General features: G+C 68.1%; 21 protein-coding genes. 9 read left to right on the plus strand and 12 right to left on the minus strand.

All coding sequences use genetic code 11. The annotated features are described in order from the left end of the window. Window positions 1-41: 41 nt before the first annotated feature. Complete coding sequence (locus tag Q673_RS36095; protein ID WP_031211402.1) at window positions 42-665, plus strand: SagB/ThcOx family dehydrogenase; 624 nt, start codon at window positions 42-44, stop codon at window positions 663-665. Window positions 666-692: 27 nt separating this feature from the next. After that, on the plus strand, window positions 693-1508 hold the full coding sequence (locus Q673_RS36100; protein WP_200861413.1) for a DUF2971 domain-containing protein: 816 nt from the start codon (window positions 693-695) through the stop codon (window positions 1506-1508). A gap of 133 nt (window positions 1509-1641) precedes the next feature. Here the strand turns inward: Q673_RS36100 and Q673_RS31455 are convergent, their stop codons facing one another. The 8 genes from Q673_RS31455 to Q673_RS31490 form a co-directional block, all read right to left on the minus strand. After that, window positions 1642-2541, minus strand: coding sequence for a hydroxymethylglutaryl-CoA lyase (locus Q673_RS31455; protein WP_023006731.1), 900 nt, complete (start codon window positions 2539-2541; stop codon window positions 1642-1644). A gap of 4 nt (window positions 2542-2545) precedes the next feature. Next, window positions 2546-4609: an acetyl/propionyl/methylcrotonyl-CoA carboxylase subunit alpha gene (locus Q673_RS31460; protein ID WP_023006732.1), complete on the minus strand. Its 2064-nt coding sequence runs from the start codon at window positions 4607-4609 to the stop codon at window positions 2546-2548. Then, window positions 4606-5457, minus strand: coding sequence for an enoyl-CoA hydratase-related protein (locus tag Q673_RS31465; RefSeq protein ID WP_023006733.1), 852 nt, complete (start codon window positions 5455-5457; stop codon window positions 4606-4608). Before Q673_RS31465 ends, Q673_RS31460 begins: the two co-directional genes overlap by 4 nt. A gap of 15 nt (window positions 5458-5472) precedes the next feature. Continuing rightward, window positions 5473-7080, minus strand: coding sequence for a carboxyl transferase domain-containing protein (locus Q673_RS31470; RefSeq protein ID WP_023006734.1), 1608 nt, complete (start codon window positions 7078-7080; stop codon window positions 5473-5475). Between the two features lie 98 nt (window positions 7081-7178). Further along, complete coding sequence (locus Q673_RS31475; protein WP_023006735.1) at window positions 7179-8348, minus strand: isovaleryl-CoA dehydrogenase; 1170 nt, start codon at window positions 8346-8348, stop codon at window positions 7179-7181. 277 nt (window positions 8349-8625) lie between these two features. After that, window positions 8626-9408, minus strand: coding sequence for a substrate-binding domain-containing protein (locus Q673_RS31480; protein WP_052004272.1), 783 nt, complete (start codon window positions 9406-9408; stop codon window positions 8626-8628). A 103-nt stretch (window positions 9409-9511) separates the two neighbouring features. Continuing rightward, complete coding sequence (locus tag Q673_RS31485; protein WP_023006737.1) at window positions 9512-10237, minus strand: ATP-binding cassette domain-containing protein; 726 nt, start codon at window positions 10235-10237, stop codon at window positions 9512-9514. Further along, window positions 10234-10938, minus strand: coding sequence for an ABC transporter permease (locus tag Q673_RS31490; RefSeq protein WP_023006738.1), 705 nt, complete (start codon window positions 10936-10938; stop codon window positions 10234-10236). The genes Q673_RS31485 and Q673_RS31490 overlap by 4 nt, the downstream gene beginning before the upstream one ends. A 126-nt stretch (window positions 10939-11064) precedes the next feature. On the opposite strand from Q673_RS31490, the gene Q673_RS31495 reads away from it, so the two are divergent. Then, a complete protein-coding gene (locus tag Q673_RS31495) occupies window positions 11065-11943 on the plus strand; it encodes a helix-turn-helix transcriptional regulator (RefSeq protein WP_023006739.1) in 879 nt (292 codons plus the stop codon). 24 nt (window positions 11944-11967) lie between these two features. On the opposite strand, the gene Q673_RS31500 is transcribed toward Q673_RS31495, so the two are convergent. The 4 genes from Q673_RS31500 to Q673_RS31510 all read right to left on the minus strand — a co-directional run bounded on the left by Q673_RS31500 (window position 11968) and on the right by Q673_RS31510 (window position 15013). Next, the gene (locus Q673_RS31500) at window positions 11968-12441 is read right to left on the minus strand and encodes a LabA-like NYN domain-containing protein (protein ID WP_023006740.1); all 474 of its coding nucleotides are present in this window, start codon (window positions 12439-12441) and stop codon (window positions 11968-11970) included. Window positions 12442-12488: 47 nt separating this feature from the next. Next, a complete protein-coding gene (locus tag Q673_RS37110) occupies window positions 12489-12614 on the minus strand; it encodes a hypothetical protein (RefSeq protein ID WP_023006741.1) in 126 nt (41 codons plus the stop codon). After that, a complete protein-coding gene (locus Q673_RS31505; protein ID WP_023006742.1) occupies window positions 12611-13819 on the minus strand; it encodes an MFS transporter in 1209 nt (402 codons plus the stop codon). The genes Q673_RS37110 and Q673_RS31505 overlap by 4 nt, the downstream gene beginning before the upstream one ends. 90 nt (window positions 13820-13909) lie before the next feature. Next, window positions 13910-15013: a pyridoxal phosphate-dependent aminotransferase gene (locus tag Q673_RS31510; protein ID WP_023006743.1), complete on the minus strand. Its 1104-nt coding sequence runs from the start codon at window positions 15011-15013 to the stop codon at window positions 13910-13912. Between the two features lie 164 nt (window positions 15014-15177). Here Q673_RS31510 and Q673_RS31515 point away from each other — a divergent pair, with 164 nt between their 5' ends. The 6 genes from Q673_RS31515 to Q673_RS31540 all read left to right on the plus strand — a co-directional run bounded on the left by Q673_RS31515 (window position 15178) and on the right by Q673_RS31540 (window position 20562). After that, window positions 15178-15972: an AraC family transcriptional regulator gene (locus tag Q673_RS31515; protein ID WP_023006744.1), complete on the plus strand. Its 795-nt coding sequence runs from the start codon at window positions 15178-15180 to the stop codon at window positions 15970-15972. A gap of 147 nt (window positions 15973-16119) precedes the next feature. Further along, window positions 16120-17187, plus strand: coding sequence for a TRAP transporter substrate-binding protein DctP (gene dctP / locus Q673_RS31520; protein ID WP_023006745.1), 1068 nt, complete (start codon window positions 16120-16122; stop codon window positions 17185-17187). Between the two features lie 102 nt (window positions 17188-17289). Beyond that, window positions 17290-17841 (plus strand): TRAP transporter small permease, encoded by a 552-nt coding sequence (locus Q673_RS31525; protein ID WP_023006746.1) that lies wholly within the window; start codon window positions 17290-17292, stop codon window positions 17839-17841. Continuing rightward, window positions 17838-19112, plus strand: coding sequence for a TRAP transporter large permease (locus Q673_RS31530; RefSeq protein ID WP_023006747.1), 1275 nt, complete (start codon window positions 17838-17840; stop codon window positions 19110-19112). The genes Q673_RS31525 and Q673_RS31530 overlap by 4 nt, the downstream gene beginning before the upstream one ends. A 32-nt stretch (window positions 19113-19144) precedes the next feature. Then, entirely contained in the window at window positions 19145-20179 is a 1035-nt protein-coding gene (locus Q673_RS31535) for a histone deacetylase family protein (RefSeq protein WP_023006748.1), read from the plus strand. Window positions 20180-20205: 26 nt separating this feature from the next. Then, window positions 20206-20562, plus strand: a complete 357-nt coding sequence (locus Q673_RS31540; RefSeq protein ID WP_023006749.1) for a RidA family protein — start codon at window positions 20206-20208, stop codon at window positions 20560-20562. Window position 20563 lies beyond the last annotated feature (1 nt).

Raw genomic sequence — 20563 nt, forward strand, 5'->3', positions numbered from 1 at the left:
ATGGCGCATAATTCAGTCGTTATGCATAGGGGGGTAAGTGCATGGTCATCGAGCTACCAACGCCCGAATTACAAGGCTCTGAGCCATTGGTTGAGTGTATTGAGTCTCGGCGCAGCGTAAGAGAATATACGCAGGCACCGCTACCTTTAGGTGTTTTGTCCCAATTGCTTTGGTCGGCCCAAGGCGTAACCGGTGCCGATCAAAAAAGATCAACTCCATCAGCAGGTGGGTTATACCCGCTGTATCTACAAATTGTGGTGCAGCGGGTATCGGAACTTGAGCCCGGTACCTATGAGTATAAGGCTGAAAGCCATTCGCTGGAGCTAGTCGGTAGCTGTATTCCGGAAGGGGCGATGCACGAGCTAGGGATTGGCGATCAACCATGGTTGAAAGAGGCAGCTATCGTCATCGGGGTTTCAGCGAAACTCGGAGTTGCGGTTCGGCACTTTGAATCTCAGCCACCCGAGGGAGAGCGAGGTGCTCGCTATGTATATATGGAAACTGGGGCTTTAGCACAAAATGTTCATCTCCAGAGTACGGCTCTCGGACTTGGTTGTGTTCTGGTGGCAGGGTTTGATGATGCAAGGGTCAAGGAAGCATTGAGGTTACCCTCAAACTTGGAACCAACTGCACTGCTGTGTATCGGGCAACGGCGGGAGATTTAACAGTGCATAACAATACGCGTCACGCGGATGTCCTTTACGCCGCTTCGCTCTGTAAAGGCCACCGGTGCGCTCAGCGTTAGCCATACGGGAGTTAGAGTGTCAGCTATAACTGATCATCCATGCTTTAATCAGCCGAAAAATCAAGAAGCAAGATTATGGCGATATATGGACTTTACTAAGTTCGTATCATTGCTGTCGTCAGAAAGCTTGTTCTTTTGTAGGGCAGATCTGTTCAAAGATCCATTTGAAGGCTCCTACTCAAAGGCCAACGTGGCTTTGAGACCACATGTGTACAAAGACATACCAGGTGAACAACTTGAGAAAATGACGACTCAGATGGCTGATTTCTCTAAATGGATTCGGGGTTGGACCTATATAAATTGTTGGCACGCTAATGAGTATGAGTCGGCGGCTATGTGGGATTTATACGCGAAAACCAATGAAGCTGTCGCTATTGAGACAAATTATTTAAAACTAAAAGATGCGTTACCCGAGAATGTTTATCTTGGGTTGGTTAATTACATAGATTATGACAGTGAATGGTTGCCAGAAGGGAACTCGTTTTACCCTTTCACCCACAAAAGAAAATCGTTCGAGCACGAAAAAGAAGTTAGAGCCGTTATTCAAGAGCTACCTAATGCTGAAAAGGGAATCGCTGTTGGAAAAGAAAATCAGCTGTTTGGTTCGGATGTTAAAGTTGATCTAAACTCCCTGATTGAGACTGTCCATATTTCACCTACCGCTCCCAAGTGGTTCGCTGAATTAGTGTCAAACGTAGCATCGAGATATGAGCTGTCTGCACCAATAAATCAGTCTATGCTGTACTCGGAGCCGGTGTACTAATGGCTAACAAGCGCATGTTGTCGGACTGGTTTTCCGCTGCGCTCCAAACCAGCCGCAAATGCGGGCGTTATGCAATACCAAAGCCCCCGGGGCATTCATCTGGCTCGGGGGCTTTCGCTTGTTGGCGTTGCGATTACCTGGCGGCCAGCGCCACCCCTGCCTTGGAGCGGTTGGGCCGGCCGATGGTCTGCGTGATCCAGGTGCCGGTATCGGCGAGCTTGTCGAGGTCGATGCCGGTCTCGATGCCGAGGCCATTGAGCAGGTAGACCACGTCCTCGCTTGCCACGTTGCCGGAGGCGCCCTTGGCGTAGGGGCAGCCGCCGAGGCCGGCGACGGAGCTGTCGACCACGGCGATGCCTTCCTCCAGCACCGCGTAGAGGTTGGCCAGCGCCTGGCCGTAGGTGTCGTGGAAGTGGGCGGCGAGATGGGCCATGGGTACCTCGTCGCTCACGGCCTCAAGCATCCGCTTGGCCTTGAGGGGTGTGCCCACGCCGATGGTGTCGCCCAGCGAGATCTCGTAGCAGCCCATCTCATAGAGTGCCTTGGAGACTTCGGCCACCTTGGCGGGGGCGATCTCGCCCTCGTAGGGGCAGCCCAGCACGGTGGAGACGTAGCCGCGCACCCGCACGCCGGCGGCCTTTGCTCGCTCCAGCACCGGCTCGAAGCGCGCCAGGGACTCGGCCACGGAGCAGTTGATGTTCTTCTGCGAGAAGGCCTCGGAGGCGGCGCCGAACACCGCCACCTCCTCGACGCCGCACTCCAGGGCCGCCTCCAGCCCCTTGAGGTTGGGCGTCAGCGCCGCGTAGGTGACGCCGTCGCGCCGTGTGAGCCCGGTCATCACCTCGCGGTGGTCGGCCATCTGCGGCACCCACTTGGGCGAGACGAAGCTGGCCGCCTCGATGTAGCGGATGCCGGCCGCGCCGAGGCGGTCGATCAGCTCGAGCTTGGTGGCGGTGCTGATCGGCTCGGGCTCGTTCTGCAGCCCGTCGCGCGGGCCGACCTCGACCAGGCGAACCTGTTTCGGGAATGCCATTGGCTTACTCCTCCGCGGCGAATTCGAGCAGCACGTCGCCCTGGCCCACGGTGTCGCCGGCGGCGAAGTGGAAGCTCTCCACGTGGCCATCGGCGGGGGCGGCCATGGTGTGCTCCATCTTCATGGCCTCCATCACCATCAGTGGCATGCCTTTCTCCACCTTCTGGCCCGGCTCCACCAGCAGCGCCACCACGGTGCCGTGCATGGGGGCGGTGAGGGTGGATTCCGCCTCGTGCTGGCCATGGTCGATGGCGTCGATGCGGCGCCAGAACAGGCGGGTCTCGCCGGCGGCGTCGGCCATCACCACCACGCCGTTGGCGGCGAGGCGCGCCTGCAGGCGACGGCGGTGGCCGTTCAAGGTCACCGCCACGGCGTCGCCCTCCAGGTGCTGGATGCGCGCGGTGAGGGTCTCGTCGCCGATCATCAGCTGCCAGGGATCGGCATCGGTCTCGCGGCGGCCCTCCACGATCACCACGTCCTCGGCGTCCGGCGCCTGGGCGCGAGTCAGGTCGTGGCCGGTGGCGCACAGGGCCAGCCGAATGGTGTGGGGCGCGTTGAGGCGGAAGCCGTCGTGGCGATCCCAGGGGGAGTCGCTCTCGCACTCCCGGGAGAGCTGCTTGAGGCCGATCAGCGCCGCGGCGGCATAGGCCTCGGTGGTGACCTCGCGCGGGGCGAACAGGCTCTCCTCGTGCTTCTCGATGAAGCGGGTGTCGAGCTCGCAGCCCTTGAAGGCGGGGTGGGTGGCCAGGCGCTGCAGGAAGGCGCGGTTGGTGACCACGCCCTGCACGTCCAGCGCCGCCAGCGCACGGTTCAGCGTCGCCAGCGCCTGGTCGCGGTCGGCGCCGTGGACGATCAGCTTGGCGAGCATCGGGTCGTAGTGCATGGAGACGGCGTCGCCGCTCTCCACGCCGCTGTCTAGGCGCACCTTGCCGGCATCCAGCCCGGCGCCTGCCAGGTCCAGGGCGAAGCGCGTCAGGGTGCCGGTGGCGGGCAGGAAGTCCTGCTCCGGGTCCTCGGCGTAGAGGCGTGCCTCGAAGCTGTGGCCGGTGATGGTCAGCTCGTCCTGGGCCAGCGGCAGCCGCTCGCCCATGGCCACGCGCAGCTGCCACTCCACCAGGTCCTGGCCGGTGATCATCTCGGTGACCGGGTGCTCCACCTGCAGGCGGGTGTTCATCTCCATGAAATAGAAAGCGCCGTCCTGACCTGGTGAAGAGTCCAGCAGGAACTCCACGGTGCCGGCCCCCACGTAGCCGATCTCGCGGGCGGCGCGCACGGCAGCCTCGCCCATCTCGCGACGCAGCTCGGCGCTCATGCCGGGGGCAGGGGCCTCCTCCAGTACCTTCTGGTGGCGGCGCTGCACGGAGCAGTCGCGCTCGAAGAGGTAGACGCCGTTGCCGTGGCTGTCGCAGAACACCTGGACCTCCACGTGGCGCGGCTGGGTCAGGTACTTCTCGATCAGCATGCGCTGGTCGCCGAAGGCCGCCTGGGACTCGCGGCGGCAGCCGTCGAGGGCGGCCTGGAAGCCGGCGGCGGATTCCACCACCCGCATGCCCTTGCCACCGCCGCCGGCGCTGGCCTTGAGCAGCACCGGGTAGCCGATCTTGTCGGCCTCGGCCTTGAGCAGGGCGTCGTCCTGGTCGTCGCCGTGGTAGCCCGGCACCAGCGGCACGCCGGCGTGGTGCATGCGCGCCTTGGCGGCAGACTTGTCGCCCATGGCGGCGATGGCCGAGGCGGGCGGGCCGACGAAGGTGATGCCGGCCTTCTCCAGGGCCTCCACGAAGGGACCGTTCTCGGAGAGGAAGCCGTAGCCGGGGTGGATGGCGCCGGCGCCGGTGCGCTTGGCGGCCTCGATCACCGCCTCCACCTTGAGGTAGCTGTCGCGGGCGGCGGCGGGGCCCAGGCGCACGGCCTCGTCGGCCTCGCGCACGTGGCGGGCGTTGGCATCGGCGTCGGAGTAGACGGCCACGGTGCGTAGGCCCATGGCGCGCGCGGTGCGCATCACCCGGCAGGCGATCTCGCCGCGGTTAGCGACCAGCAGGGTGTCGAACTTGTTCAGATCGGTAGTCATGAGCGGGGCTCCGCGGCCTTGTTTTCTGCGACACGGTTGTCGCTTTCGTTTGTCCAGGCGGGGCGGCGCTTCTCGAAGAAGCTGGCCAGGCCCTCCTGGCCCTCGGCGCTGACGCGCAGCTCGCTTATCACCCGGCAGGTATGCTCGCGGGTGGCCTTGCTGTCGGGCTCCCGAGCCACCTCGGCGAGCAGCGCCTTGGTGGCGCGCTGGGCCTGGGGCGAGCCGGCCAGCAGCGTCTCGAGCATGGCGGCGACGGCATCGTCGAGCGCATCAGCGTCAACCACCTGGTGAGCCAGGCCCAGGGCCAGGGCGGTGGGGGCGTCCATCACCTCGGCGGAGAGCGCGTAGCGGCGCATCTGGCGTGGCCCGATGGCGCGCTGCACATAGGGGCTGATCACTGCCGGCGACAGGCCGATCTTCACCTCGGAGAGGCAGAACTTGGCCTTTTCGGCGGCGACGACGATGTCGCAGCAGGCGGCCAGGCCCACGGCGCCGCCGAAGGCGGCCCCCTGCACGCGGCAGAGCGTGGGGCAGGGCAGGGTGTCCAGGCCGTGCATCAGGGCGGAGAGCTTGCGCGAATCGGCCAGGTTACCGTCGAAATCGTACTCGACCATGCGCTTCATCCAGTTGAGGTCGGCCCCGGCGGAGAAGCTCTTGCCCTCGGAGCCCAGCACCACCACGCGCACCTCGCCGGAGGTGGCAGCGGCATGCAGCCGCTCCAGGTGGCCGTTGAGCTCGGCGATGAGGTGGTCGTCGAAGGCGTTATGAACCTCGGGGCGCTCCAGCGTCAGCCAGGCGACGCCGCGCTCGTCGAGCTCCAGCCGGGAGAAGGTCTCTTGTGTTGCCATGGTGGAAGTCCTCCCTTACATCCGGAACACGCCGAACTTGGTCTCTTCGACCTCGGCGTTCATGGCTGCGGCGAGCGACAGGCCCAGCACGTCGCGGGTCTGGGCCGGGTCGATGACCCCGTCGTCCCACAGCCTGGCGCTGGCGTAGTAGGGGTGGCCCTGGTGCTCGTACTGCTCGCGGGTGGGCGCCTTGAAGGCTTCCTCTTCCTCCGCAGACCACTCGCGGCCTTCACGCTCGATCTGTTCGCGCTTGACCTGGGCCAGCACGCCCGCCGCCTGTTCGCCGCCCATCACCGAGATGCGCGCGTTGGGCCACATAAACAGCAGGTTGGGGTCGTAGGCACGGCCGCACATGCCGTAGTTGCCGGCACCGAAGCTGCCGCCGATCAGCACGGTGAACTTGGGCACGCGGGCGCAGGCCACCGCGGTGACCAGCTTGGCGCCGTGCTTGGCGATGCCCTCGTGCTCGTACTTGGAGCCGACCATGAAACCGGTGATGTTCTGCAGGAAGATCAGCGGGATCTTGCGCTGGGCGCAGAGCTCGATGAAGTGGGCGCCCTTGACCGCGGATTCGGAGAAGAGCACGCCGTTGTTGGCGACGATGCCCACCGGGTAGCCGTGGATATGCGCGAAGCCGGTGACCAGGGTGTCGCCGTAGTAGCGCTTGAACTCGTCGAAGTCGGAGTCGTCGACGATGCGCGCGATCACCTCACGCACGTCGTAGGGCTTCTTGAGGTCGGTGCCGACGATGCCGTAAAGCTCGCTGGGGTCCAGCTTGGGCGGCTTCGGCTCCTGCATCCTGAGCTGGCCGCGCTTCTGCCAGTTGAGCCGCGAGACGCTGGCCCGGGCGAGCTGCAGGGCGTGGGCGTCGTTCTCGGCGTAGTGGTCGGCCACGCCGCTCTTCTTGGCGTGGACGTCGGCGCCGCCCAGGTCCTCGGCGCTGATGCTCTCGCCGGTGGCGGCCTTCACCAGGGGCGGGCCGCCCAGGAAGATGGTGCCCTGCTCGCGGACGATGATCGACTCGTCGGCCATGGCCGGCACGTAGGCGCCGCCGGCGGTGCAGGAGCCCATTACCACGGCGATCTGCGGGATGCCCTCGGCGGAGAGGGTGGCCTGGTTGTAGAAGATGCGGCCGAAGTGGTCGCGGTCCGGGAAGACCTCGTCCTGGCGGGGCAGGAAGGCGCCGCCGGAGTCGACCAGGTAGATGCACGGCAGGCGGTGCTTGCGGGCGATCTCCTGGGCGCGGATATGCTTCTTCACGGTGAGCGGGAAGTAGGTGCCGCCCTTGACGGTGGCGTCGTTGGCGACGATCACGCACTCGACGCCACTGACGCGGCCGATGCCCGTCACCACGCCGGCGGCGGGCACCGCGGAGTCGTAGACCTCATGGGCGGCCAGGGCCGAGAACTCGAGGAAGGGCGAGCCCTCGTCGAGCAGGTGGTCGATGCGGTCGCGCACGAACAGCTTGCCGCGGGACTCGTGACGGGTGCGGGCCTTCTCGCCGCCGCCCTGGCGGATCGCCGCGGTCAGCTCGCGCAGCTTGGCGACCTCGGTGCGCATCGCCGCCTCGTTGGCCTGGAAGGCCTCGCTGCGCGGATTGATCTGGGACGTCAGGATGGACATGTACCCCTCCGGGGAGCTTTAAGCTGTAAGCCTGAAGCTGTAAGAAAACCCCGTAAGGCAGTGACTTACAGCTTACAGCTTACAGCTTACGGCTTGGGTTAAACGGATTCGTTGAACAGTTCGCGGCCGATCAGCATCCGCCGAATCTCGCTGGTGCCGGCGCCGATCTCGTATAGCTTGGCGTCGCGCAGCAGGCGCCCGGTGGGGAACTCGTTGATGTAGCCGTTGCCGCCGAGCAGCTGGATGGCGTCCAGCGCCACCTGGGTGGCCTTTTCGGCGCAGAACAGGATCACCCCGGCGGCGTCCTTGCGCGAGCTCCGGTCGCGGTCGCAGGCCCCGGCCACCGCGTAGAGGTAGGCGCGGCAGGCGTTCAGGGTGGAGTACATGTCGGCGATCTTGCCCTGCACCAGCTGGAACTCGCCGATGGACTGGTTGAACTGCTTGCGCTCGTGGATGTAGGGCACCACGACGTCCAGGGCGGCCTGCATGATGCCGATGGGGCCGGCGGCGAGCACGGTGCGCTCGAAGTCCAGCCCGCTCATCAGTACCTTCACGCCCTTGTTCAGCTCGCCGAGTACGTTCTCTTCCGGCACCTCGCAGTCCTGGAACACCAGCTCGCAGGTGTTGGAGCCGCGCATGCCCAGCTTGTCGAGCTTCTGGGCGGTGGAGAAGCCGGGCATACCCTTCTCGATGATGAAGGCGGTGATGCCCTTGGAGCCCGCCTCGGGGTCGGTCTTGGCGTAGACCACCAGCACGTCGGCGTCGGGGCCGTTGGTGATCCACATCTTGTTGCCGTTGAGGATGTACTTGTCACCCTCCTTGCGGGCGCGCAGCTTCATGGAGACCACGTCGGAACCGGCGCCCGGCTCGGACATGGCCAGTGCCCCGACGTGCTCGCCGCTGATCAGCTTGGGCAGGTACTTGGCCTTCTGCTCGGCGTTGGCGTTGATCTTGAGCTGGTTGACGCAGAGGTTGGAGTGGGCGCCGTAGGAGAGGCCCACGGAGGCGCTGGCCCGGGAGATCTCCTCCATGGCGATGCAGTGCGCCAGGTAGCCCATGCCGGCGCCGCCATCCTCTTCCGGTACGGTGATGCCGAGCAGGCCCATGTCGCCGAACTTCTGCCAGAGGTCGTTGGGGAACTCGTTCTTCTCGTCGATCTCGGCGGCGCGCGGGGCGATCTCGTCGCGGGCGAAGGCGTTGACTTGCTCGCGCAGCATGTTGAGCTCTTCGTCGAGGCCGAAGTCGAGGGGCTTGTAGGGCGTATGCATGGGCGGAACTCCGTTCTTCTCGTGCGTGCTGATCGTGGGCGGTGGCGCCGTTCATGCCGCCAGCTGGCGGGCGCGACGGTGGCGCACACGGCGTCCAGTCGGGTGCTGAACCGTGATGGCACAAGACTAGGATAGGTTTACGTTAACGTAAAGTGCAGCTGGCGCCGTGTTCGACGAATGGTGTAGAGGCTGAGGGCTGAGGGCGAGGCAGGCGCGGCGAGACCAAAAAAGGGGCGGCCCGAAGGTCGCCCCAAGTGAGGAGAGGGTGGGAAGGGGGTTATTCGGCGTTGGGGAAGAACAGCTGCTGGCCGTTCATGGTGAAGTCACCGATGGCCTGCTGGCCTTCCGCGGAGAGCAGCCACTGGTGCCACTGCCCGGCCAGGTCGTGCTTGAGGTGCGGGTGGCGCTCCTCGGAGATCACGAGGCTGCCGTACTGGTTGAAGAGGGCCTCGTCGCCCTCGAACAGCAGCTCTAGGTTCTGGGGGTTCTCGAAGGCCACCCAGGTGGCGCGGTCGCTCATCACGTAGGCGTCCATGCCGGCGGCGGTGTTGAGGGTGGGGCCCATGCCGCTGCCGAGTTCGCGGTACCACTCGCCGCCCGGCTCGACGCCGGCGGCCTCCCACAGGCGCAGCTCGGCGCGGTTGGTGCCGCTGTCGTCACCGCGGGAGGCGAAGGGCGCCTCGGCCTCGGCGATCAGCTGCAGCGCCTCGGCGACGGTCTCGGCATCCGCGATGCCGGCCGGGTCGCCGCCGGGGCCGATAATCACGAAGTCGTTGTACATGACGTTGGCGCGCTCGGTGCCGTAGCCCTCCTCGACGAAGCGCTCCTCGCCGGCGGTATCGTGAACCAGCAGGCTGTCGGCGTCGCCGCGGCGGGCGATCTCGAAGGCCTGGCCGGTGCCCACGGCTACCACGCGCACCTCGATGCCGGTCTTGTCGGTGAACTGCGGGATGATGGCGTCGAACAGCCCCGAGTTCTCGGTGGAGGTGGTGGAGGCCAGGGTGATGTACTTCTCGCCATTCTCACTCTCGCTGCCCTGAGCCTGGGCCTGGGCGGCCATCGAGAGCCCCAGGATGGCGGTGAGGGCGATGCGTGTCTTGTGGTGCATGGTCGCTTCCTTGTTATGACGGGACATGGACTGCCGGTGGATTCGGAGCGCCGGGCTAGAGCACCAGCTCTCCGCGGATGAAGGCCCGCGCCTCCCTCGAGGCGGGGGCCGTGAAGAAGGTGGCGGCGTCGCTGTGCTCGATCAGCCGCCCAGCGTTGAGGAACAGCACCTCGTCCGCCAGGCGCCGGGCCTGGTGCAGGTCGTGGCTGCTCATCAGGATGCGGGTACCCCGGCGATGGAACTCCTGCACCGCATCCTCCACCGCCTTGATGGCGGCGGGGTCCAGCGCCGAGGTGGGCTCGTCGAGGAACAGCACCTCGGGGTCGAGCAGCCAGGCCCGGGCCAGCGCCAGGCGCTGCTGTTCGCCGCCGGAGAGCACCCGTGCCGGACGTTTCTCCAGCGCCGCCAGGCCGAAGCGCTCCAGCGCCTCGCGGGCGCGCGGGCGTCGCTCGGGGCGTGGCGTGCCGTTCACCGCCAGGGCGTAGGTGAGGTTGGCCAGCGCCGAGCGCTTGAGCAGCACCGGGCGCTGGAACACCATCGCCTGGCGCGGGGTGCGCCCCTGCCAGTCCACCCGGCCCGCCGAGGGGGCCAGCAGGCCGTGGGCCAGGCGCATCAGCAGGCTCTTGCCGGCGCCGTTGGGCCCCATCACCAGGGTGCGTCGGCAGCCGGTCAGGCGCAGGTCCAGCGGCCCCAGCAGGCGCTGGCCACGGTGGGTGAAGGTGACGCCCTGAAGCGCCAGCGGCGGTGTCCCGGTGAGGGGCCGCGTGGCCATGTCGTTCATCCCAGCCTCCTCCGCGACGCCTCGCCGACCAGGTAGGCGCCGGCGTTGACCAGCGCCACCAGCCCCAGCAGCACGATGCCGAGCCCCAGCGCCAGCGGCAGGTCGCCCTTGCTGGTCTCCAGCACGATGGCAGTGGTCATCACCCGGGTGACGCCGTCGATGTTGCCGCCCACGATCATCACCGCCCCCACCTCCGCGCTGGCGCGCCCGAAGCCGGCGAGCACCACCGTGACCAGGCCCAGGCGGGCGTCCCACAGCAGGGTGGGGATCATGCGCAGCCGTGACAGCCCCAGGGAGGTGAGCTGCTCGGCGTATTCCTGATGCAGCTCCTCCACCTGCTGGCGCGCCAGGGCGGCGATGATAGGCAGCACCAGCACCACCTGGGCCACCACCATGGCGGTGGGGGTGAAGAGCAGCCCGAGCTCGCCCAGCGGACCGGCGCGGGAGAGCAGCAGGTAGACGCACAGCCCCGCCACCACCGGCGGCAAGCCCATCAGGGCGTTGAGGGCCACCACCACGGCGCCGTGGCCGGGGAAACGCCACAGCGCCAGCGCCGCGCCGAGCGGCAGGCCCACCAGGGTGGCGAGCGCCACGGCGGTCAGCGATACCCGCAGCGACAGGGCCACGATGCCGAGCAGGTCGGGATCGAGGCCGAGAATCAGGTCGAGGGCGGTGGCGAAGGCGCCGGCGTCGTTGGCCATCTGTTTCTCCATCAGTTGTCTGGCATCTTGTGTGTTGCCAAGGCAGACTTCATCCAACGATGGAATTTATGCAGCCATATGCATGATAAATGCGTTGGGTCCCGGTATCCGCCGTGAGGAGTCGCCATGCACGCCTACCTGACCACCGCCGAGGTGGCCGACTACCTGCGCCTCAAGGAGCGCAAGGTCTACGATCTGGTTCGCCAGGGGGAGATCCCCTGCGTGCGGGTGACCGGCAAGCTGCTGTTCCCGCGCCAGAGCATCGACCTGTGGCTGATGAACCACCTGGAGGGCGACCAGGCCTCGGCGCGCCCGGTGCCGGTGGTGCTGGCCGGCAGCCAGGACCCGCTGCTGGAGTGGGCGGTGCGCGAGAGCGGCTCGGAGCTGGCGCTGCTATGCCAGGGCAGCGGCGACGGGGTGCGCCGCCTGCTGGAAGGCCAGGCCATGCTGGCCGGGCTGCACCTGCTGGACGACGAAAGCGGCGGCTACAACGCACCGGCCCGCCTGGGGCTCGGCGGGATGCGTGACCTGGTGCTGGTGCGCTGGGCGACACGGCGCCAGGGGCTGCTGCTGGCGCCGGGCAATCCGCTGGGCATCCGGCGCCTGGCGGACCTGGCGCGCTCCGGGGTGCGCGTCGCCCACCGCCAGCCCGACGCTGGGGCGAGCCGGCTGCTGGAGTGGCTGCTCTCCCGGGCCGGCCTGCCCGCGGAGCGCCTCGACTGGGCGCCGCATCCCGCGCTCTCCGAGGACGACCTGGCCCTGGCGGTGCGCCAGGGCGAGGCGGATGCGGGCCTGGGGGTGGAGGCGGCGGCCCGGCGCCAGGGGCTCGACTTCCTGCCCCTGCAAGAGGAGTGCTTCGACCTCGCCCTGCGCCGGCGCAGCTACTTCGAACCGCCGGTACAGCGTCTGCTCGCCTTCGCCCGCGAGCGGCGCTTCGTCGAGCGCGCCGAGGCACTCGGCGGCTATGCCATCCATGCGCTGGGCCGGGTGGTCTATAACGCCTGACAGGGGGGCCGAGGCCGGGCCACCCTACATCAGCAGGTCGCCCTCCAGGGGCACGAAGCGCGTGGCCGACTGGATCAGGGCGCCGGCGGTGAGGGCGGGCACCCCGTAGACCTCGACCTCCACGCCATGCTCCTGGCGCAGGGCGTCCGCGAGCAGCGCGAAGTCCCCGTCACCGGAGGCCAGCACCACCACGTCGACAGCGTCGGCGTGCTTCACCGCGTCCAGGGTGATGCCCACGTCCCAGTCGCCCTTGGCCGAGCCGTCGGCCCGCTGGATGAAGGGCTTGAGCCTCACCTCGAAGCCGATGCCACGCAGGATGTTCTGGAACTGGCGCTGCTTCGCGTCGCCGCGATCGATGGCATAGGCCAGCGCCTTGACCACCTGGCGATCCCGGGTGACCCGGGCCCACAGGGCGTTGTAGTCGATATGGCGCCCATAGGCATGGCGCGCGGTGTAGTAGAGGTTCTGCACATCCACCAGCAGCAGTGTCTTCTGCATGACGGGGCTCTCGTGTCAGGAGGATGGCAGCGGGGCGGGGCTGGCGGTCAGCACAGGCGGCTGCCGAGCAGCAGCAGGGCGGCGTCCAGTTGATGCCAGCCCCACCATACCAGCGCCAGGGCGGCGGCGGTGAGAGCCGCTGCCGCCACTCGCCAGACCAGTCGACGACTCATGCCTCGATCTCCTGGCGGGCGCCGCGCTGCACCGGTGCCTCGCTGATCCACCAGTGCAGCATGGCCGCCGCCACGCCGAGCAGGATGGCGAGCTTCCAGACCACGTCGTAGTCGCCGTGCAGGTCGTAGAGCAGCCCGCCCAGCCAGACCCCCATGAAGGAGCCGAGCTGGTGGAAGAGGAAGACGATGCCACCCAACATGGAGAGGTGCTGCACGCCGAACACCGAGGCGACGATGCCGTTGGTGAGCGGCACCGTGGAGAGCCACAGCAGGCCCATGGCGATGCCGAATATGTAGGTGTTGGCGGGGCTCAGCGGCGCCATCAGGAAGAGGATGATGACCGCCGCCCGGGCGAGGTAGATGCCGCTCAACAGGCGGGGCTTGGCATGGCGGTCGCCCAGCCAGCCGGCGGTGTAGGTGCCGGCGATGTTGAACAGCCCGATCAGCGCCAGGGTGGTGCTGCCCACCTGGACGGCGATGCCGTTGTCGTAGAGGTAGCCCGGCAGGTGCACGCCGATGAACACCACCTGGAAGCCGCACACGAAAAAGCCCAGGCAGAGCAGCCAGAAGCCGCGATGGTTGGCGGCCTCGTTGAGCGCCGCGCCGAGGCTGATGTCGCTGGCGGCCTTGGGCGAGGGACGGTCGCGCAGCATCAGCCCCAGCGGCAGCATCAGCGCACCGATGGCGGCCATGGCGAGCAGTGCCGCCGACCAGCCGAGCCACTCCAGCAGCCCCAGGGTGCCGGGGAGCATGGCGAACTGGCCGAAGGAGCCGGCGGCGCTGACGATGCCCATGGCCATGCTGCGCTTCTCAGGGGCCACGGCGCGGCCCACCGCGCCCAGCACCACCGAGAAGGTGGTGCCGGAGAGCCCCAGGCCGATCAGCACCCCGGCGGAGAGCGTCATGCCCAGTGCCGACTCCGAGAGCCCCATGAACAGCAGCCCCAGCGCGTAGAGCGCCCCCCCGGTCACCACCACCCGGGCGGCGCCGAAGCGGTCCGCCAGGGCGCCGGCGAAGGGCTGGGAGAGGCCCCACAGCAGGTTCTGGATGGCCAGGGCGAAGGCGAAGACCCCGCGTCCCCAGCCGAGCTCGGCGCTCATGGGCTCCAGGAAGAGCCCGAAGCCGTGGCGCAGGCCCATGGCCAGGGTCACCACCAGGCTGCCGAGCACGAGGATCATCAGGGAATGGCGGCGCAGGGCGTCCATGAGTTGTCCGTTCTTTGCAGGCTAATGGCCGCTACTATGGCGTCTCGCACCGCGCTTGGCTACTGCGATGGCGATTGGCACCGCGCTCGGCTACTGCTGGAGGGCCGCCTCCAGGGTGGCCAGGCGCCCGGGGACCAGGGCGTCTTCCACCGCGGTGATGCGCAGCACATGGCCCAGCGCCGGGTCGGCGGGGCGGGCGATCAGCTTGCCCTCTTCGAGCAGTGCCTGGTGGACGCGGCCAGCCAGCTCGGCGCTGGGCAGGCGCAGGCCGACGAAGTTGGTGGCGCTGGGCAGCACGTCGGCGCCCAGCTCGCGAAGGTGCGCGGCGAGGCGCTCGCGGCGCTGGCGCACCGCGACCACATGGGCGGCGACCTCCTCGGGGGCGTCCAGCACCGTCTCGGCGGCGGCCTGGGTGAGCGTCGAGACCGCATAGTGGATACGCACCTTCATCATCACCGCCAGGGTCTCGGGGTCGGCGATGGCGTAGCCGACCCGCAGCCCGGCCAGGCCATGGGCCTTGGAGAGGGTGCGCAGGCGCACCGTCCCGGGCAGGACGCGGCGGCCGAACTCGCCGTCGGCATCCTCGCGGAAGTCGTGGTAGGCCTCGTCGAGCAGCAGCCAGCAGTCGTCGGGCAGTGCCTCGCGCAGGGCCAGCACGTCCGCGTCGCGGTGCAGGTGGCCACCCGGGTTGTCGGGGTTGGCGAGATAGACCAGCCGTGCGCCCTCCCGGTGGGCGGCGTCGACCAGCGCGTCGAGGTCCGGCGCCAACCGGCCCGGCCCCTCGGCGTAGGGGACCTCGACCAGGCGGGTGCCCTCGCCGCGGGCGAAGTAGCCGAAGGTGGGGTAGGTGCCGCGGGTGCCGACCACGACGTCTCCCGGCGTCACCAGGGCCCGCAGGACCAGGGCGATCAGGCTGTCGGCGCCGGCGTCCACCAGCATCCCCTCCAGCGGGATGCCCTTCTGCTCGGCCAGGCGCTGGCGGATGCCCAGCGCCTCGCTGTCGCCGTAGCTGTAGACGTGGGCCGCCATGGCATCGCCGAAGCGCTCGCGCAGGGCGCGGTGGGGCATGTCCAGCCCCTCGTTGGAGCCCAGCTGGTGGGGAATCTCGCGGCCCAGCCGCCGCTCCAGCACGCGCACGCCGGGGAAGGGGTTGTGGGGGCCGTCGCCGGTCAGGTGGTCGGGGAATCGTGGCATAGCGACCTCGGTGGATGCATCGGGGAGTCCCAGGCAGCCTAACAGCCTGGCCCGCGACACGGGAGTGGTCTCGGGCGCCTCGTTGAATCGACGCGTCCGATACGTCTTGCCATCCCGGATCCGGCGATGGAACGTTGAGGGTCACGTTCCCAAGGGATGTCGCCATGCCCGAGCTCGCCCTCTGCACCAAGACCCTGGATCCGGTCCACGTCGACCATAGCCACGACTTCCACCAGCTGATCCTGACCACCGGTGGCGCGACCGAGCTCGCCATCGAGGGGCAGGGGGACCGGGTCACCGCGGCCCGAGGCTGCCTGATCCCCTCGGCTCACCGCCACGACTACCGCGGCGATGGGCGCCACCGCACCCTGGTGCTCGACGTGCCCCTGGCCAGCGTGTCGCTGCTGCGTGCCGGCGATGAGCTGTCGCGGCTCTTCGAGCGTCCGCGCTTCTTCGGCGTGCCGCCGCGGTTGCAGCGCCTCGCCGCCAGCCTCTCGGAGCAGCTCGAGCAGTGCCCCGCGCTGCACAGCGAGGTCGCCGCGCTGCTGCTGCGGGCCATCCACCTGCACCTGGCCGACACCGCGCTGGCGCCGGATGCCGGCTTCCCCCTGGCGCGTCGGCGCGGCGACCGCCTCGACCTGGAGCGCATCGACGCCTGGGTGGATCGCCACCTGGCCGAGGAGATCCGTGTCGAGCAGCTGGCGACCCTGTGCGCCATGAGCGTGGGCCACTTCCACGGGCGCTTCCGCGAGCGCCTGGGCATGACGCCCCAGGCCTATGTGCAGGACCGGCGGCTGCGTCATGCGCGCACCCTGGTCGGCCACAGCGAGCTGAGCCTGGGCCATGTGGCGAGCCTGGTGGGCTTCCGCGACCAGGGCAGCTTCTCCCGGGCCTATCGGCGTCGCTTCGCGATCTCGCCCTCCGCGGACCGCGCCCGGGCCCGCGACGGCGGCGCCTAGCTGGCGAGCCTGGGGCAAGCGGGCCGGACTCTCGGGCAAGCAGCCGGCCGTGGGGCGGCCTAGGCTGACAGCAGGGCGGTGCCCTGACGCCGCCATCGGTTCCTTGCAAGCCGCACCACCAACAACGACAACCCGAGAGGCAACACCATGCGCAACCGGATGCTTTCCCGCCTGCCCGCCCTGGCGGCGCTGCCGCTGGCCCTGGCCGCGGCCCATGCCCAGGCCGAGGAGATGGCCATCGCCACCATCCTCCCCGAGGACATGAGCAACAACGAGGTCTACCCGGCGCTGATCCACTTCAAGAACCTGGTGGAGACCCGCACCGACGGCGAGATCACGGTGTCGATCTTCGGCAACAGCCAGCTGGGCTCCGAGGTGGAGACGGCCCAGGAGGTGCAGGGTGGCATGACCCTGCAGTCCACCATCATCACCACCGGCGCCATGTCCTCCTTCTACGACGACTACCAGCTGATGACGGCGCCCTTCATCTTCGACAACTGGCGCCAGGCCTGGGCCTTCTTCGATGGCGAGTGGTTCGCCGACTTCATGTCGGGCACCGTCGAGGAGACCAACATGCGCTATTTGGGCACCTTCGACGACGGCGGCGGCTTCGTGGCCTTCACCAACAACGAGCGCCCGATCAAGACCGTCGAGGACCTCGAGGGGCTCAACATCCGCACCGAGGAGAACCCCGGCCACGTGGCGATCATGAAGTCGCTGGGCGCCTCGGCCACGCCGCTGCCCTGGGGTGAGGTGATCACCGCGCTGGAGACCGGCCTGGCCGACGGCCAGTTCAACGCCCCGGTGCTCAACACCACCTTCAACTTCAATGAGGTGACGGACTACACCACCCTCACCGGGCACGTCTACAACAGCGCCGCCTGGCTGGTCAGCGAGGAGTGGTTCCAGAGCCTCACCGAGGCGCAGCAGGAGGCCATCGTCACCTCCGCCCGCGAGGCGGTCGAGATCGGTCACGGCATGTCCGGGGCGCTGGCCACCGCCAGCTGGCAGGAGTCCTGCGAGCGCTTCGAGGAGTGCTACATCATGCCCCCGGAGGAGCGGGCGCGCATGGCCGAGATCGCCACCCCGGCCTGGCGTGACTGGATCGTCAACGACTTCGGCATCGAGGCGGAGAAGGTCGACGCCTTCCTGGCCGAGGTGGCGCGGGTCGGCGAGGAGGTCGCCGAGAGCGACATCGCCAACTACGGCCAGTAGGCACCCAGCCGGGTGACCTGATCCCGAGCCGGCAGGCGCCCTGGCGCCTGCCGAGCGGTTCGGCCGCCACCCGGCGGCCGTCGATGCGTACGAGGTAGCGCGATGTCACTCCTCCACCCCCTGCGCCGCCTGAGCGATATCGTGAACCAGGCGGCGATCGTGACCTGCGTGGTCTGCGTGCTGGTGATGCTGGGCATCTCCTTCACCGCCTTCGTCTACAAGCTGGCCACCGGCAGCACCCTGAGCTGGACCTACTCCCTGGCCCGGCTCTTCCTGCCCTGGATCGGCTTCCTCTCCATGACCATCTCCCTGCGCTACGGCGAGCACGTGGCGATGACCCTGCTGGTACGCAGCCTGCCGCGGGCCCTGCTGACCCTCTCGGCGGCCGCCTGCCTGGCGGTGGTGGGGCTCTTCGGCGCGCTGCTGCTGTGGTACGGCTGGGACTACTTCCTGGGGGCCAACCAGGTCTACATGGTCTCCGACCAGATCCAGGTACCCGCCAAGTTCACCGCCATCGTGGTGCCGGTGAGCGGCGCCATCATCCTGCTCCACCTGGTGCAGGGCTTCGACCTGCTGGAGCACTTCATCGACGACGACAGCGCCATCGACGAGTTGATCGAGGGCGAGTCCGGCCATGCGGAGGAGCGCCCATGACCCCTGCCATCCTGGCCTTCGTGGTCCTGCTGCTGCTGGGCACGCCGGTGGCCATCGTCATGGCCCTCTCCGGGCTTGCCGGCGGTTTCGCCATGGGCGGCGAGCGCATGCTGGGCATCCTCGCCGACCGCATGTTCTCGGGCGTCTCGGGCTTTTTGCTGATCGCCGTGCCCTACTTCATCTTCACCGCCGAGCTGATGAACCAGGGCGGCCTGACCCAGAAGCTGATCACCTTCAACAATGCGCTGTTCGGGCGGGTTCGCGGGGCGCTCTCCCACGTCAACATCTCGGTGTCGGTGTTCTTCGCCGGCCTGACCGGGGCGGCGATCACCGACACCGTGGCTATCGGCAAGATCATGATCCCGGAGATGAAGAAGCAGGGCTACGACGCCGAGTACGCCGCGGCCATCACCGCCTGCTCCTCGATCATCGGGCCGATCATCCCGCCCAGCGTGGTGATGGTGGTCTACGCCACCCTGCTGCGCGACATCTCGGTGATCGACCTCTTCGCCGGCGGCATCATCCCGGGGATTCTGATGGCCCTGGCGCTGCTCGGGGTCAGCCTCTTCCTGGCCTGGCGCCGCGGCTATCCCAAGCAGGCCCCGACGCCCTTCAAGGTGGCAGTGCTGTCCTTCTTCTATGCCCTGCCGGCGATGATCGTGCCGCTGATCATCCTCGGCGGCATCCTCTCGGGGCTGACCACCATCACCGAGGCCTCCGGCTTCGCCGCCATCTATGCGCTGGTGGTGGGGGTGGTGTTCTACCGCAACCTCAGCTGGCAGAAGGTGTGGCATGCCCTGGTGGTGACGGTGCGCTTCTCCGGGGTGGTGTTCTTCCTGCTCGCCACCTCGGCGGTGCTGGGGTGGTTCGTGACCCGCTCGGGCATCGCCCGGGACGCCGCCGGGATCATCACCGCGCTGAGCGACTCCACCTTCGTGCAGTTGCTGGCGGTGTGCCTGCTGCTGATCCTGATCGGCACGGTGATGGACGTGCTGCCGGCGCTGGTGGTGGTGGCGCCGGTGCTGGTGCCGGCGATGATCCAGCTGGGGGTGGACCCGCTGCACTTCGCCATCCTGATGATCGTGGTGCTCAACATCTCCAACGTCACGCCGCCGGTGGGGATGACGCTGATGACGGCGGCAAGGATCGCCAACGTGCCCTACGAGCGCGCCATCGTCGCCTCGCTGCCGTTCTACGTCGCCTACATCGCGGTGATCCTGCTGCTGGTCGCCTTCCCGGCGCTCTCCACCTGGATCCCCTCGCTGCTGTGACCGTCATGACCGGGCCCAAGGAGCCAGCCACGATGAAGCTCTTCTACCATCCGGACCAGGAGCGCCATGCCCCGCCCAGCTTCCTGCTGCGCGGCCGCGCGGTGGCCTCCCCGGAGGGGCCGGTGCGCGCCGAGATGCTGGCACAGGGCCTGGCCGACATCGGCCGCTCGCTGACGCCGCCCACCGGTGGCGACAGCGACCTGCTGCGCGAACGGCTGGCGCGGATCCACACCCCGCGCTACCTGGCGTTCCTGGAGACCATCCATGCGCGCTGGCGTGCGCTCCCCGGCGCCGCCGAAACCGTCGCCCCCAACGTGCATCCGTGCGGCGGCGGGCATCACTACCCGCGCCATCCGGTGGGACAGGTGGGCTGGCACATGCACGACATGGCCTGCCCCATGACCGCCGACAGCTTCACTGGCATCCTGGCCAGCGCCCTCACCGCCGAGGCCGCCGCGGAGTGCGTGGCGGCCGGCGCGCCGAGCGCCTACGCGCTGTGTCGCCCGCCCGGCCACCATGCCGGGCCGGATCGCGCCGGGGGCTTCTGCTTCCTCAACAACGCTGCCCTGGCCGCCGAGGTGCTGCGCGAGCACCATCCCCGGGTGGCGATCCTCGACGTCGACCTCCACCACGGCAACGGTACCCAGGACATCTTCTACGCCCGCGGCGATGTCTGGACCGGCTCGCTGCACGCCGACCCCGCCGACTTCTACCCCTTCTTCTGGGGCGGCGCCGACGAGGCCGGCGAGGGCGAGGGGCGCGGGGTCAACCACAACCTGCCGCTGCCCCTGGGCAGCGGCGCGGGCGCCTTCATGGAGGCCCTGGAGACGCTGGTCGCCTCCCTCGAGGCCTTCGACCCCGGGGCCCTCGTGGTGGCGCTGGGGCTCGATGCCCATCACGCCGACCCGCTGGCCGGGCTGGCGCTCGAGACCGATGACTTCACCGCGCTTGGCCGCCGCCTGGCGGCCATCGACCTGCCCACGGTGCTCGTCCAGGAGGGGGGCTACCCCACCGAGCACCTGGGCGCCAACCTGGCCGCCTTCCTGGGCGGCTATACCGCAGCCTGACTGCCACCCGAAAGAGGAACCCCGTCATGACCGTCAGCTATCACGACAGCAACGCCCGCATGAGCCAGGCCACGGTGCACAACGGCACCGTCTACCTGGCCGGCCAGGTGCCCGACGACACCAGCGCCGACATGCGCGGCCAGACCGAACAGGTACTGGCCAAGATCGACCGCCAGCTGGCCGCCGCCGGCACCAGCAAGGAGCACCTGCTCAGCGCCCTGGTGTGGGTCACCGACATGGGCGAGTTCGCCGAGATGAACGCCGCCTGGGACGCCTGGGTGGTGCCGGGGCGCCCGCCGGCACGGGCCGCCACCGAGGCCAAGCTGGCGCTGCCCGAGTTCAAGGTGGAGATCATGGTCACCGCGGCGATCCCGGAGGCGTGAG

The sequence above is a fragment of the Halomonas sp. PBN3 genome (genome assembly GCF_000475415.1).
Taxonomy (GTDB): domain Bacteria; phylum Pseudomonadota; class Gammaproteobacteria; order Pseudomonadales; family Halomonadaceae; genus Halomonas; species Halomonas shengliensis.

Bases quoted from the DNA above. Each gene is read 5' to 3' on its own strand.
- Q673_RS36095 (WP_031211402.1), top strand. From the start codon at position 42: ATGGTCATCGAGCTACCAACGCCCGAATTACAAGGCTCTGAGCCATTG.
- Q673_RS36100 (WP_200861413.1), top strand. From the start codon at position 693: ATGTCCTTTACGCCGCTTCGCTCTGTAAAGGCCACCGGTGCGCTCAGC.
- Q673_RS31455 (WP_023006731.1), bottom strand. From the start codon at position 2,541: ATGGCATTCCCGAAACAGGTTCGCCTGGTCGAGGTCGGCCCGCGCGAC.
- Q673_RS31460 (WP_023006732.1), bottom strand. From the start codon at position 4,609: ATGACTACCGATCTGAACAAGTTCGACACCCTGCTGGTCGCTAACCGC.
- Q673_RS31465 (WP_023006733.1), bottom strand. From the start codon at position 5,457: ATGGCAACACAAGAGACCTTCTCCCGGCTGGAGCTCGACGAGCGCGGC.
- Q673_RS31470 (WP_023006734.1), bottom strand. From the start codon at position 7,080: ATGTCCATCCTGACGTCCCAGATCAATCCGCGCAGCGAGGCCTTCCAG.
- Q673_RS31475 (WP_023006735.1), bottom strand. From the start codon at position 8,348: ATGCATACGCCCTACAAGCCCCTCGACTTCGGCCTCGACGAAGAGCTC.
- Q673_RS31480 (WP_052004272.1), bottom strand. From the start codon at position 9,408: ATGGCCGCCCAGGCCCAGGCTCAGGGCAGCGAGAGTGAGAATGGCGAG.
- Q673_RS31485 (WP_023006737.1), bottom strand. From the start codon at position 10,237: ATGAACGACATGGCCACGCGGCCCCTCACCGGGACACCGCCGCTGGCG.
- Q673_RS31490 (WP_023006738.1), bottom strand. From the start codon at position 10,938: ATGGCCAACGACGCCGGCGCCTTCGCCACCGCCCTCGACCTGATTCTC.
- Q673_RS31495 (WP_023006739.1), top strand. From the start codon at position 11,065: ATGCACGCCTACCTGACCACCGCCGAGGTGGCCGACTACCTGCGCCTC.
- Q673_RS31500 (WP_023006740.1), bottom strand. From the start codon at position 12,441: ATGCAGAAGACACTGCTGCTGGTGGATGTGCAGAACCTCTACTACACC.
- Q673_RS37110 (WP_023006741.1), bottom strand. From the start codon at position 12,614: ATGAGTCGTCGACTGGTCTGGCGAGTGGCGGCAGCGGCTCTCACCGCC.
- Q673_RS31505 (WP_023006742.1), bottom strand. From the start codon at position 13,819: ATGGACGCCCTGCGCCGCCATTCCCTGATGATCCTCGTGCTCGGCAGC.
- Q673_RS31510 (WP_023006743.1), bottom strand. From the start codon at position 15,013: ATGCCACGATTCCCCGACCACCTGACCGGCGACGGCCCCCACAACCCC.
- Q673_RS31515 (WP_023006744.1), top strand. From the start codon at position 15,178: ATGCCCGAGCTCGCCCTCTGCACCAAGACCCTGGATCCGGTCCACGTC.
- dctP (WP_023006745.1), top strand. From the start codon at position 16,120: ATGCGCAACCGGATGCTTTCCCGCCTGCCCGCCCTGGCGGCGCTGCCG.
- Q673_RS31525 (WP_023006746.1), top strand. From the start codon at position 17,290: ATGTCACTCCTCCACCCCCTGCGCCGCCTGAGCGATATCGTGAACCAG.
- Q673_RS31530 (WP_023006747.1), top strand. From the start codon at position 17,838: ATGACCCCTGCCATCCTGGCCTTCGTGGTCCTGCTGCTGCTGGGCACG.
- Q673_RS31535 (WP_023006748.1), top strand. From the start codon at position 19,145: ATGAAGCTCTTCTACCATCCGGACCAGGAGCGCCATGCCCCGCCCAGC.
- Q673_RS31540 (WP_023006749.1), top strand. From the start codon at position 20,206: ATGACCGTCAGCTATCACGACAGCAACGCCCGCATGAGCCAGGCCACG.